This is a genomic window from Streptococcus sp. FSL R7-0212 (assembly GCF_038007985.1).
Taxonomy (GTDB): domain Bacteria; phylum Bacillota; class Bacilli; order Lactobacillales; family Streptococcaceae; genus Streptococcus; species Streptococcus parauberis.
Window position 1 is genome coordinate 1,829,224 of record NZ_JBBOYF010000001.1, and the last position, 13,247, is coordinate 1,842,470.

Here is a 13,247-nt window from a genome sequence, read left to right on the forward strand (position 1 = left end):
GTACACTTTTGAGAGACCAAAAGTAAAAAGTACCGTCTACTATAGTAACATAGACGGCACTTAATTGTCAATAATATTTTAAATGATTTTTACTTATTTTTTGCCTTGTTTTCTGAGTTTAAATCCAGTTAAACCGACTGCCGTAAGCATAACGATACCAGCTTTGACAGCTCGTTTTGTGCTTTCATCACTTGCTGCCGTCACTTTACTTACAGTAGTTGAACCATAGTTAGAAGACTCTGAATTATTATTTTCGCTAACACTCTTAGCAACTTTGTTTAAGATACTTTGAGCTGGCATTGTTTCCGGAACAACTTCAACAACCCCTTGAGCAATCTTATTAGCTTCATTTGTTAAAACTTTGTTAGTTTCCGCAATAACAGTTGATGTTGCAGTAGCAATTTTTTCAGTAATAACTGCCTTAATTTCAGCAATTTCTTGTTCCGTTTTTTGTGCAATTAAACTTGTACTTGCAGACATACGTTCAGTTTCAGAATTAATTTGGCCTTTCTCACTTGTATCACTGATTTTTTCTTTAGTAATATCAGCTGATGTAAGATCTGACGAATCTTTCTCATTGTACTCGATTGGTTTAGCAGCAATAGATGAAACCGATTCTCCACCGTGAACTACTGGTGTTTGTACTTTAGTAGGTTTCTGTACTTTACTTTCGTCACCTTTTGTATTAACAATTGCTTTCAAAAGAGAAATTTGGTTTTCAGATAACTTAATTGCATCTTGAAGCTGAGTTCTAGTATCGAACAAATCAACTAGTACTTTGTTACTTACAATTAACTTGGCATTTGTTTCAGCTAAATCCTTCTTGGCTTGAGCAAGTGCTTCTTTTGCTAACTCAACACGCTTTGGATTTTGTTTTAATTCAAGCATTTTTGCCAAGTTTACTTTTTTATCAACTAAACTTGTAACTTGTGCTGCTGCTTGCACAAGTTTTGTTTCAAGTGTTTTAAGTGAACGCTTAGCGTTATTTAAACTAACAAGAGTTTCGTCAAGTTTTGCTTTTACATCTGCTTGAATAGTCTTAGCTAACGCTAGTTGAATTTGCAAGCCATCTTTAGATTTCTTGGCTTGGATTGCTTGTGTTTCAAGTTTAGCAAGACTTTGTTTTGCTGCAGATAGTTTAGTATTAAATTTAATTACCTGTGCTTGAGCTGTTTTAACAGCTTCTTCAGCGGAAAGATTATTCAAACGTTTTTCAATAGTAGTAATATTCCCCTTAATAGAAGAAATACCCGATTTCAAACTTTGAATTTTTGCTGAATTATTAATTGTTGTCTTACCAGCAGAAACAGCTTTGGTACTAAATAAAGTTTTATTTTGAATATTTGATTTTGGAATTAATAGGAAATGCGTATCTAAGCCACCAACAGATTCTGTTGAGAAACCAAGATAAATAGGATTACTTGCATTCGCTTTGTCAGTACGTAGAAAGTTAACCGCATGTCCCCAAGTATTGCCATGTAAGTCATCGGTGAACAACATATACTTAAGAGTGTTGTAAATACTTCTCTTAATACCATTAACAGTAGGAAGATCATTAAACATACCAAAATTTTCATACATGTTATCATCATTAGCTTTCAAACCAACACGAGTTGCCGAGCTTTCAATGATTGTGCGGTCATGTGGGCCAATTCCGGTGTGTCCTCCAGCACCAACTTGACCATAAGAAAAGTCTGGAATTGTTGAACCGTGAGTTGCTTTATATTGAGTTGTAATTAGACGAGCAAATTGTTGTGATCCTTCAGTTACTTCAATTTTAGACAAGTTCAATTGCGAACGAACAGAATTTAACATTTGAGCTGTAAATAAAGCTAACTCATTTTGGACATCTAGAGATAAGTTGTCTAAATTAACTTGGCGATTTAAATCTTTAGCAATATTTTTATAGCTATTTAGAGTCATTCCAGCGCGAGCTTTTGAACTGATAGCACTTTCAAGTTTATTAAAAGCTGAAATATAGCTCGGTGAACCAATATATCCACTATCCGCTAAACGTTTTAATTCTGCAAATGGGTAGTTTGATGGCAATACAAATGTATTTTCACCAGCAATATTAACTGTCTTTGTAGAAGTTTGTGATTGAGCAGCATTTAGTTCTGCTTGTTTTGCAGTAAGTGCTGTCTTGTTAGAAGCGAGACTTGTTGTTAATGCAGTCTTAGTTTCTTGCTTAACTGTTGCTAAATTAGTCTGTGCTTTTGTTAAGTCTGATGCTGCAATTTTAACGGTGTTTTGAGCATCTTTAACTTGTGATGCAATCATTTCAGGTTGATTAACAACTTTCGTCAAATCTGCTACAGCTTTATCAGCAGATTCTGCTTCTTTAACGAGCGTTTTAGCTGCTTCACTTTGAGTCGCAACAACTTGAGTTTGCTTTTGAACGTCAGAGCTTACTGTTTGTGCACTTGTTTGTGCTTGACTTAGAGCTTTATTAGTTTCAGCTAGTTTAACTTGGTTTTCAGTTACAAGTTTTTCAAATTCTGCATCATTTGAAGTAGAGACTGTAGTTAAAGTTTCTTGAGCAGCTTCTACAGCTTTTTCTTGAGTTACAATTTCTGTTTTCAAATCTGAAACTTCAAGGCTTGAATTTTTGATATCTTTATTAACTGCAATAAGTTCATTTTGTTGACTAGCTAATTGTGTCTCCGCAGTTTTCACTGCTGCAGTGGCATCAGCAACCGTTGCAGTAGTTGGTAATAAAGGGGATTCATTATTTGAGTTTTCAGCTCCGGTTGGTGATAAGTCATCAGCCTGTACTTGATGTGAAACCCCAACACCAGCCCCTAGCAATGCAATTGTTGATGTTAAAGCAATTGTGGTTTTAATGTGGTTTGTTTTCCCGTTTTCCAATTCCATGATAAGTCTCTTTCCTCTCAGTGGTTAATCAAAGATATTCCCTAGTTCAACAACGACGTTGTTGTTTTTGACATCTATTTCAGATACTTTTAACAATGACTTGTAAGCCATTTGTTCTCTCTCTTCTTGCGCATTTTCAGCAAAGACAGCTACACCTACTAAAGTACTGTCGAATTCTGTCAATAGACTAATCATACCTGTAATTGTACCGCCACCTTTTAAGAAGTCGTCCACAATTAAAACACGGCTATTCGGTTGTAAACTTCTCTTTGACAGAAACATTTTTTCAATGCGGTCACTAGATGCACTGGCATAATTGACTGATACTGTTGACCCTTCCGTAATTTTCAAATCACGTCGAACAATTACAAAAGGCACATTCAAAATGTTGGCAACAGCATTTGCTAAAGGCACACCTTTAGTTGCTACAGTCATAACTGCATCAACTTTTTGACCTCTAAAAGCGTTCGCAATAATACGCCCAATATTTTGCAAAGTCTTGGGTGTACTTAGAATATCAGATAAGTAAATGTAGCCTCCTGGAAGGATTCTATTATTTTCTGATAACTGTTGACATAAGTCTTCCACGATGGCAATTGCTTCTTCTTTAGAAATAGTCGGTGTAAAGATAACTCCTCCACTAGCACCAGTTAGTGTTTCTATTTCTCCAATATTAGCCTCTTCAAAGGCTTTTTTTATAATTGCTATATCTTCAGAAATTGATGATTTTGCTGCTTCATATTTTATTGCAAATGTATTTAAACTTGTTAATTTATAAGGGTTGTTTATCAGATAATTTGAAATGACAACCATACGTTCACTACGTCTTAATTTCATATTTTCCCCATTTTAAAGTACTTTTAAATAAGTATAACATATTGAACAAAAAAGACGAACGTTCAGGAAAAAATATGTTCATCTTTTAATATTTAACATATATTTGTAACATAAGCGGATGTTGACTGAATAAAACTAAGGTTTAAGCCTGTTAAATTTCCATTTCGAGAAATTTTCATTATTTAGAAAATTAAAAATCTACTTCCTCAGTGAAGTAGATTCTAGCGTCTTTCTTTTCTAACTCTTGAACCTGCATTATTTGTTGCAAAATCATGTATCTTTTCGTCAGTAATATTTAGCATTAACTCATCAAAATAAATTTTTGGAATATCTTGAAAACGATGAATATATCCATTTAAAAACTGTATCTCAACAATTTCATTTTCCCAACCTATACTTTCAACAAGTTGAGAGGGTATTTTTTCTCTTTTCACTACTCTTCCCCCATATCCTGTCGGTTTATTAATTAAATTAGTTAACACTTGAGATGATGTTAGAATAAGAAATTTTAGACTCTTTAAGTATATCACAGTTTGACAATTAAACTCTTAATATTTTTAATAAATGTACTTCTATATATCAAATTAAATTAATAAAAACAGACCTCGATGAGACTTTCATTGCAGCTCTATATAGTTTTGATGTCTATTGTCTTTAATGTTCGTCGCAAAGCAATTCAAAAAAAACTGACTACAATACAATGTGAAACTAGTTTACTCTTAAGATGTCTCTTAATATTTGGGTTTGTAAAAAGAGCGATTATCCATAGCAAAAATTTTATTGGTCATTTCGCCCTCTGATACACGATTTAGAGCAGTTGTCATCATCATCATATTGGCATCAATATTATCAATCATATGCAAAATTTCTGCTTCTAAAATACGCGGACGTACTGGGCTACCATATTCCAATTGACCATGATGACTTAAAATCAAGTGACGAAGAACAATGACTTCTTCTTTTGTGTCATCAATATTTAGATCGGCTAGGACTTTTGTAATTTCTTCATTTATAAGTGAAATATGTCCAATCAAATTACCTCTAATTGTATACTCAGTATGATCAGGACCAGTCAATTCAATTACTTTTGCCAAGTCATGAAGCATAATTCCTGCGAATAAAAGACTCTTATTTAAGTCAGGATAGATATCGCCGATACTATCAGCTAGTCGCACCATTGTCGCTGTATGGTAAGCTAACCCGGCTTCAAATGCATGGTGATTGGTTTTTGCAGCTGGGTAAGTATAAAATTCTTTATCGTACTTACGGTATAAGGCACGAACAATCCGTTGCCATGTTGCATTTTCAATTTTGAACAGCATTTGCTCCAAGTAATCTTTGACTTCACTGGCACTAACGGGTGCTTTTTCTTTGAAATCTTTGGGATCATTTGGTTCACCTTCGCGAGTCTTGCGAAGAGAAATTTGATTAACTTGTGGGGTGCCATTGTAAACTTCACGACGCCCTTTCATATAAACAATTTTACCAGCAACAAACTCTTCGACATTATATGTTTGAGCATCCCAGAGATTCCCTGAAATTTCGCCAGAATCGTCTTGAAAGGTAAAAGCAATAAAGTCTTTCCCCGCTCTTGTTTTTCTGACTTCTGCAGATTTAATTAGGTAAAAGCCATCAAATAGCTGATCCTTTTTCATTTGGCTAATCTTCATTATAAACCTCTTCTATAGCTGGCATGTTCAATAATGCCTCTGTATCTTTATCTTGATATGTTTCAACTTCGGCTAGTGCTCTGACAATAGCATTTGTTCTAGTTGAGATTAATTTATCTAAAGTTGAATTTGCTGTATTGATTTGTTTTTGAGCTTGAACTAAAATACCACCAAATTTTTCAAATTCTACTTTGACATTTCCTAAAATCTTACTGATATCATCAGCATTTTTTTGTAAATTCAATGTTTTAAAGCCAACTGATAAAGAATTTAATAGAGCGGACAAAGTGGATGGTCCTGCCACAACAATATTATCTTCTCTGCGGAGTGCATCAAAGAAGGCGGCATTTCGAACCACTTCTGAATAGAGTCCTTCAGTTGGTAAAAACATAATCCCAAAATTAGTTGTTTCTGGTGGGTTAAGGTACTTTTTATTAATATCTTTAGCAAAGCGTTTAACTGCTCCTAAGAGAGCCTTACGAGATAAGTCAATTTGAACCTTATCAGCCGTCTCATATGCTTCTTCAAGACGGTAGTAATCCTCCAAGGGAAACTTAGAGTCAATTGGTAAATAGATGTAATCTCCCTGCACAGTACCCGGGAGCTTAACAGCATACTCAACCCGTTCAGTCGAACCTTTGATAGTTGAAAACTCACGTTCATATTGCTGAACTGTTAGGATATCTTCAATAATTTTCCCCAACTGGAGTTCCCCCAAAATACCACGTGTTTTGGTATTGGATAATACCTTGTTAAGGGTTCCAACATCTTTAGCCACATTGCGCATCTCACCCAAACCTTGGTTGACACTCTCCAATTGTTTAGAAACCGTTTCAAAAGATACCTGCAAACGATTTTTTAGGGTTGCTTCCAGTTTTTCTTCAACAGTATGACGCATTTCTTCTAAGCGTTTTTCATTAGACTCTTGCATTTCTTTAACAGAACGACCAAGTTGTTGGGAAATAGATTCTAAACGTTGATCAGAACGATCACGATTTTCGGTCAAGTTTTGATGAAGGACCATTTTCAAGTCATTGAGTTGCTGAAACAAATCAGTCTGTTGGCGATTCATCAAACTAGAAATTTCGACAATTTGATTTTTACTAAAGGTTTCTAGCTGATAGCTGAGCTGGTCAGATAAGTTGTCAGCATTATTTTCTAAGGTCTTGCTAAGTTGATCTTGCAGGTGTTGTACTTTAAAGAAGAGAACAACTGCTAAGACAAGTACTGCAAGAAGAATTAACAACATAAGAATGTCCAAGCTATCTCCTATCTTTACTTTGAATTATAATAACATAGCCACTAGTAACAGTGACTTTTATAGACTGACCGATAAACTCATTACTTGAATATATCTTCTTTTTAAAGAAATTTCCTTCGTTGAGGTCATACTTAGCTCCTGTAATAGTCAAATCTTGATCACCATCAGTCATAAACGAGACATATCTCATATCGGGATTTTCTTCAACCAAATGACTACCGGCTGGTTTAAATGAGATGACATTTTGCCCATCTTTGAGCTCAATTTGTTCCATAAAAGGGGCTAACTCAGGATCGCTTGGCAGAAACAGATTAGACATCAAGTGGTCTAGTCTTCCTCCGAAAGCACCAAAAATGGTAATCTGTGCTTTGGGATATAAAGCAAACACACTCTTTAAAGCAAGCTCTGTATCTGTGTCATTTTTTTCTGCTGGTGACACGATGGTTTTTTTGGCCTTCTCTTTTATATTCGTAAATTCTTGGAGAGAAACAGAATCAAAATCACCAATTGCCATTTCTATTGGTAGCGCATGCTCTAGTAGAAACAAATTACCCCGATCTATACCAACGTAGTAATCAAAATCTGTTTGGTAGTAGGACAATTCTCCCCCAGCAAAAAGAGCAATCTTAGTCATTTAAAGCCTTTCTTAAAGTTTGAACTTGCCTAACCAAATCATCAGCTTTAAATAGATATGAGCCGGCTACAAAGACATTAGCTCCTGCTTGAGCGCATGCAGCAATAGTTTTATCATCAACACCGCCATCAACCTCAATATCAAAGGAATAACCACCAGCTTGACGCAAATCAACGACTTTTTTGACTTTATCTAAGCATTCTGGAATAAAGGATTGACCTCCAAAACCTGGATTAACTGTCATTATTAAAACTTGGTCTACTAATGGTAAGACTGGTTCAAGTGCAGAAACTGGAGTCCCAGGATTAATAACTACACCAACCTTCATACCTGCTGCTTTAATTTTTTGGAGTGCTCCATGAATATGCTGAGTGCTCTCAGTATGAATTGTCATAATATCTGCACCTGCTTGTGCATAGGCATCAACATACCGTTCTGGATTAACTACCATTAAATGACAATCAAAAACCAATTTGCTATGTTTACGCATACTAGCAACCACGTCAGCACCAAAGCTAATATTTGGAACAAATTGTCCGTCCATAATATCAATATGGACGTATTCCGCATCAGTTTCTTCAATGCGTTTCAATTCAGAAGCAAAATTAGCATAATCTGCTGCTAAAACGGAAGGTGCGATTTTGTAACTTGTCATTAGATAGACCTACTTTCTTTTGATTACTTTTTTAAAGGTTTCCCGACGATTTTCAATTTCACTAAGAAATTGTAAAAAATTATCATAACGAACTTGCCAAATGTCACCCGCTTCGACCGCTGCCTTTACAGCACATTGTGGCTCATGTCGATGACTACAAGACCTAAACTTACAGTCATGACTAAAATGCCTTATTTCAGGAAAGGCCTCACTCAAGTCTTCAGCATTATCAATAGCATAGTCTAAGTTGGAAAATCCTGGCGTATCAGCAATTTTTCCACCATTAACATCATAGAAACTAACAGCACGCGTGGTGTGGCGTCCGCGGCCTAAGCTATCAGAAATCGTTGCCGTCTCCAAGCTCAGTTCTGGCGAAATTTTATTGAGCAGTGTTGATTTGCCAACCCCTGTTTGGCCCATAAAGACTGTAATCTTATTGGTTAAATGGGGAAGTAATTGATCCAAGGACAAAGCAAAATCATAACCGATAGCCTTATATTTTTGGCTAATAGCCTCAATCTCAGTTAAATCATCAAGCAAATCTAGTTTAGAAATATAAACAATTGGTTTGATGTGTTTATTTTCTAACAAGACCAAAAAGCGATCTAGGAGATTACTATTGAAATCCGGTTCTTTCGCCGACATAACTACAACAGCCTGATCGATGTTAACAATTGGGGGTCTTACCAATTCATTTTTACGCTCATGAATAGCTAGAATATAACCTTCTGAATTATCTTCTGCAGAAAAATCAACAAAATCTCCAACATATGGGACTTGCCCTTTTTTTCTAAAATTTCCACGCGCGCGTGTTTGAAATACTTTTCCTTCTGACTCAACATAATAAAAGCCAGCTAAGGATTTAACAATTCTTCCTTGCAATTGAACTCCTCTTAACTATAATAAGTTCATTATAGCAAAAATACGACATTTAATCAGTAGATTTACATTTTTTTCATCTCCTACAAACTGGCTTAGACCCTAAAAATTTTTTGAAAAAAGGTACAAAATTCTTGCAGGAGTTTTTCACTTATGATATAGTTCTCAGGGTAACTATTTTATTTTCTGAAAATGTAATGTTGTTTCAGAAAAATAAATATTATGAACAAAGGAGAAAAAATGTCTACAGATTATACTGTTGATATCCACGGCAAGCACTTTAATAGAACCGCAATGGTTATTTTATTATTAGTGGCAACATTTGCCGGGATTTTAAATCAAACAAGTCTTGGAACTGCTATCCCTACACTAATGGATAGTTTCAACATCAACTTAGCGACAGCACAACAGGCAACAACCTGGTTCTTATTAGCTAATGGAATTATGATTCCCGTTTCTGCCTATTTAGCTACTCGCTTCTCAACCAAATGGCTTTATGTTTCTGCCTATGCTATTTTGGTTATCGGGTTATTGATAACTGCATTAGCACCAACATCTAACTGGACACTATTCCTTTTTGGACGAATCGTTCAAGCCATCGCCGTTGGGATTACTATGCCCTTGATGCAAGTGGTTATGGTAAACATCTTCCCAGCTGAACAACGTGGTGCAGCTATGGGGCTTAGCGGATTGGTCGTTGGCCTTGGCCCTGCTATCGGCCCAACTTTTGCTGGATGGCTGTTAAAACATGATGTCATCCTCTTAGGACACAATTTATCCTGGCGCGCTATTTTTGTATTGCCCTTGATTATTTTATTTATTTCATTCCTCTTATCACCATTTTTGATTAAAGACGTCATTCCAAACAGAAAAATGACCCTAGATGTCCCTTCATTTATTTTATCAATCGTTGGTTTTGGACTTTTCCTCTGGGGATTCACCAATGTTGCCAGCGATGGTTGGGGCGATGTCAAAACCGTAATCACACCAATTTTAGTCGGTCTTGTCTTCATCGCAATCTTTATTCACCGTCAATTAATTTTAGATGAACCCTTCCTTGATATCCGAGTTTTCAAGGTTAAACAATTCTCCATCACGACACTTGCCATTGCCCTCTCCATGATGGCTATGATGGGGGTTGAGATGATGCTTCCTCTTTATTTACAAAATGTCCATGGACTTTCAGCGCTTGATTCAGGGCTTGTCCTATTACCCGGAGCATTAATGATGGGATTAATTAGTCCAATTGCTGGAAGTATCTACGATAAAGTTGGTGCTCGTCGCCTAGCTCTCATCGGATTCTCTATCCTAGGAATTGGAACAATTCCATTTGTTTTCCTAACAGCTTCAACACCAGACCACTACATCACTCTTCTTTATGCTGTTCGTATGTTTGGTATCGCTATGATCATGATGCCGTTGACAGCTTCAGCTATGAGTGCATTACCACCACATGAAGCCGCTCATGGAACTGCATCTAATAATACAGCACGCCAAATCGCTTCTGCTATTGTTGTTGCTCTTTTATCAAGTGTGACACAAAATGTGATCAACAATAATAAACCTTCAAAACTGTTACAAGATCAAAATCCATTAGAATATGCTGCTAAAATGTTAGATGCTAGCCTAAAAGGCTTCCACGTCTCATTTGTCATAGGTCTATCATTTGCCATCATTGGTTTTGTAGTTGCGCTCTTCCTCCGCAAAGGAAAAGTTATTGAAGTAGAAAAGGAGCTCTAAGATGATCTTATTCCTTATAATCATTTCAACAATCCTATCCTTTATTACCTGGATGTATATTCAAAAAACAGGCCTTAGATATTTACTAGGAAGTCTTTCTTTACTCTTACTTTTAGCAAGCACCTTCATATTGACAGACCATTTTGTTAATCATACTGGTATGAAAACTGAAACTAAAGTGACTGAGAAAGCTATATACACAGCAGGAGATACTAAAGCAGCTTTTGGACTTCTACTCAATCAAAAAATTGGAAGTAAATCAGATCACCATGTTCTCATTTACAGAGATCAAAAAAAGCAAGAAAAAGCAAAAGCTCACTTTATTCCAAATAAAAAGAAAATTAGTCAAGCTATCAAAAAAACAGCCAACTACAAGATGGCTGACACAGATAAAGCCATCGTCATAACAACTACTAAACGTTATGTTTGGGCATCAGATTTTGCAAAAATGATGTATGGTTTTGGTGATGAGAACCATGAACTGATTTCAGAAAAAGCGCAAGTCATTGTTCCCAAAGATACTTGGTTAGTCTTAACAACAAAACAAGCTAAAAAATTGGCTAATCTTGTACCGCAACTCAAAGCACAGCAAGAAAAAGCAATGAAAGCAAATCCTAAAATGGCTATGCAAATGCAAGCTCTAGCTAAGAAGGATCCAAAAGCATTTACTAAAATGCAAGTTGAGCAATTGAAAAAAGCTCTTGGTATTACAGAATAGAAAATAGCCTTTCCTAAATAGGAAGGGCTATTTCTGAAATAAGAGGTAAGTCATTTATTTAAATAGGAAACTATCCTGCCATCATAACTAGAAAAACTAAAAGTCAACGTCATTTTAAAAAAACAATCTTCTGTTCAATTCAGAAAATTGGTTCCATAAGAGTATTTTTCTTCTATCCCATTATTGAGGTGCAGCACCTCTAGCCTGTCTTTTTTTATTTCGCTTTTGCGACTATTAGTATGGCGGAAACTGTGATCTGTGTGACATCTGAGAAATCAATGGCTTCCTTATTAACATTGAACAGTAATGGGGTCATCTGAATAAAAGCATCACGTTCTTCTGGACTACAGGTCAATGTCGCTGTCAGCTCTTGTTCTTCAACTATCTCAAGTGATTCCTGCAGATGATTAAGGATTTTCTGATTAGAATAGCCATCGCCTTTAAGAAGATGAGCTACCTTGCCTCGCAACTCCTGAACATGTTTTTCAGTCGGCACAACCTTTAGCAAAAGGCCTTGTTCAGTCAAGACACGCTTAAATTCCCCATAGTTGGCCGGTGAAAAGATATCTAAAATACAATCGATGCTTTTCTTTTGAATCGGCAGGTGTACCAAATCAGAAACAAACCATTTAACCAAGCGGCTCTGATCGCTCCTAGCGGCTATCTGGACAGAGTCTTTAGAAATATCAAAAGCCAAGAAATCCTTGTCCAACTGATCAATCAACTGGCGTGAGTAGAACCCTTCCCCACAACCAACATCAAGTACAGAGCCAAGCTCTGAATGAGCTTGCAAAAACGCATGAATTCCATCCAGAATATGGTCATAATAGCCACGTTCCAAGATCAATTGGCGATTTTCAAATGATTCTTTACTGTAATGGTCATCCACTTTTTTACCACCAAGCAAATTGACATAACCAAATTTAGACAAATCAAAAGTGTGATTATTAGCACATTTCAGGCTATTATGGACTTTCTGAAGTGGATTCTGACAGTTAGGGCAGGCAAAAAAGCTGTGACTATCTTCAAAGCGGAGCCTTTTGTCAATCATACTTAAAATCCTACTTCCCTAAGGGCGTCCGCTAATTTCCCAAATTGCTCAATGGATAAAGCTTCACCACGGATGCTTGGGCTAATTTCCGATATCTCTAAGGCTTTTGTTAAATTAGCTTTGATTTCTTCAGTCTTGCCAAAATGACTAGTCAAATTGTTCCACAGGGTTTTACGACGGTGCACAAAGCTAGCTTTGGAAACTCTAAACAAGAAATCCTCATCTTGAACAGCAACCAATGGTTGGTCGCGACGTGTCATTTTTAAAATGGCAGAGTCAACATTTGGCGCAGGAACGAAGACCGTTCTTGGGACTATAAAGGCCACCTTTGCATCCATATAGTACTGAACAGCAATTGATAAAGAACCATAAGCTTTTGTATTAGGCTCTGCGGAAATTCGATCAGCCACCTCACGTTGCATCATGACAACGAACTCTTGGAATGGAATTTTGCTGTCGATTAAGTGCATCAAAATTGGTGTCGTGATGTAGTAAGGCAGGTTAGCTACTACTTTAATTGGTAATTCTGGATTTTTGAAAGCCTTAATCTGAGTTTGTAAATCGGCTTTTAAGATGTCTTGATTAACCAACTGAACATTATCAAAGTCTCTCAAGGTATCTTTTAAAATCGGAATCAAACGATCATCAATTTCAAAGGCCATTACTTCCGCCGCATTCTCAGCTATAAATTCAGTTAAAGCACCAATACCAGGACCAATTTCAATAACATTGACATTTCGATCAATCTCAGCCGTGTCAACAATTTTTTGTAAAATATTGGTATCCGTCAAAAAATTTTGACCGAAAGATTTTTTAAATGTAAAGCCATGATGTTCTAAAATAGCACGGGTTACATTATAGTCTGCAATTCTCATTTAATATTATTTCCCACTAATTTGTTTTCTCTATTGTAGCATAATTACAAGGA

At 36.2% G+C, this 13,247-nt stretch carries 12 protein-coding genes; 2 read left to right on the forward strand and 10 right to left on the reverse strand.

Translation table 11 applies throughout. The features are described from left to right. Nucleotides 1–93: 93 nt before the first annotated feature. From MKY69_RS09235 to rsgA, 8 genes are all read right to left on the reverse strand, one after another. On the reverse strand, nucleotides 94–2,874 hold the full coding sequence (locus MKY69_RS09235) for an SEC10/PgrA surface exclusion domain-containing protein (protein ID WP_340791619.1): 2,781 nt from the start codon (nucleotides 2,872–2,874) through the stop codon (nucleotides 94–96). Between the two features lie 24 nt (nucleotides 2,875–2,898). After that, a complete protein-coding gene (purR, locus tag MKY69_RS09240; RefSeq protein WP_003102585.1) occupies nucleotides 2,899–3,711 on the reverse strand; it encodes a pur operon repressor in 813 nt (270 codons plus the stop codon). A 221-nt stretch (nucleotides 3,712–3,932) separates the two neighbouring features. Next, nucleotides 3,933–4,145: a KTSC domain-containing protein gene (locus MKY69_RS09245; protein ID WP_003103884.1), complete on the reverse strand. Its 213-nt coding sequence runs from the start codon at nucleotides 4,143–4,145 to the stop codon at nucleotides 3,933–3,935. Nucleotides 4,146–4,442: 297 nt separating this feature from the next. Beyond that, entirely contained in the window at nucleotides 4,443–5,381 is a 939-nt protein-coding gene (locus tag MKY69_RS09250) for a 3'-5' exoribonuclease YhaM family protein (RefSeq protein ID WP_003104011.1), read from the reverse strand. Further along, entirely contained in the window at nucleotides 5,371–6,630 is a 1,260-nt protein-coding gene (rmuC, locus tag MKY69_RS09255) for a DNA recombination protein RmuC (RefSeq protein ID WP_372696762.1), read from the reverse strand. Before rmuC ends, MKY69_RS09250 begins: the two co-directional genes overlap by 11 nt. Before the next feature lie 13 nt (nucleotides 6,631–6,643). Next, nucleotides 6,644–7,276, reverse strand: coding sequence for a thiamine diphosphokinase (locus tag MKY69_RS09260; protein WP_003107727.1), 633 nt, complete (start codon nucleotides 7,274–7,276; stop codon nucleotides 6,644–6,646). Continuing rightward, the gene (gene rpe / locus MKY69_RS09265; protein ID WP_003107728.1) at nucleotides 7,269–7,931 is read right to left on the reverse strand and encodes a ribulose-phosphate 3-epimerase; all 663 of its coding nucleotides are present in this window, start codon (nucleotides 7,929–7,931) and stop codon (nucleotides 7,269–7,271) included. The genes MKY69_RS09260 and rpe overlap by 8 nt, the downstream gene beginning before the upstream one ends. Nucleotides 7,932–7,940: 9 nt before the next feature. After that, nucleotides 7,941–8,813: a ribosome small subunit-dependent GTPase A gene (gene rsgA, locus MKY69_RS09270; RefSeq protein ID WP_003107729.1), complete on the reverse strand. Its 873-nt coding sequence runs from the start codon at nucleotides 8,811–8,813 to the stop codon at nucleotides 7,941–7,943. Between the two features lie 237 nt (nucleotides 8,814–9,050). Between rsgA and MKY69_RS09275 the strand changes: the two genes are divergently transcribed. Together MKY69_RS09275 and MKY69_RS09280 are read left to right on the forward strand one after the other, a co-directional pair. Next, the gene (locus MKY69_RS09275) at nucleotides 9,051–10,550 is read left to right on the forward strand and encodes an MDR family MFS transporter (protein ID WP_003107731.1); all 1,500 of its coding nucleotides are present in this window, start codon (nucleotides 9,051–9,053) and stop codon (nucleotides 10,548–10,550) included. 1 nt (nucleotide 10,551) lies between these two features. Further along, entirely contained in the window at nucleotides 10,552–11,268 is a 717-nt protein-coding gene (locus MKY69_RS09280) for a DUF4811 domain-containing protein (RefSeq protein ID WP_340791627.1), read from the forward strand. Nucleotides 11,269–11,482: 214 nt separating this feature from the next. On the opposite strand, the gene MKY69_RS09285 is transcribed toward MKY69_RS09280, so the two are convergent. Next, the gene (locus tag MKY69_RS09285) at nucleotides 11,483–12,319 is read right to left on the reverse strand and encodes a putative RNA methyltransferase (protein ID WP_004347281.1); all 837 of its coding nucleotides are present in this window, start codon (nucleotides 12,317–12,319) and stop codon (nucleotides 11,483–11,485) included. Between the two features lie 2 nt (nucleotides 12,320–12,321). Next, nucleotides 12,322–13,194: a 16S rRNA (adenine(1518)-N(6)/adenine(1519)-N(6))-dimethyltransferase RsmA gene (gene rsmA, locus MKY69_RS09290; RefSeq protein WP_003107736.1), complete on the reverse strand. Its 873-nt coding sequence runs from the start codon at nucleotides 13,192–13,194 to the stop codon at nucleotides 12,322–12,324. Nucleotides 13,195–13,247 lie beyond the last annotated feature (53 nt).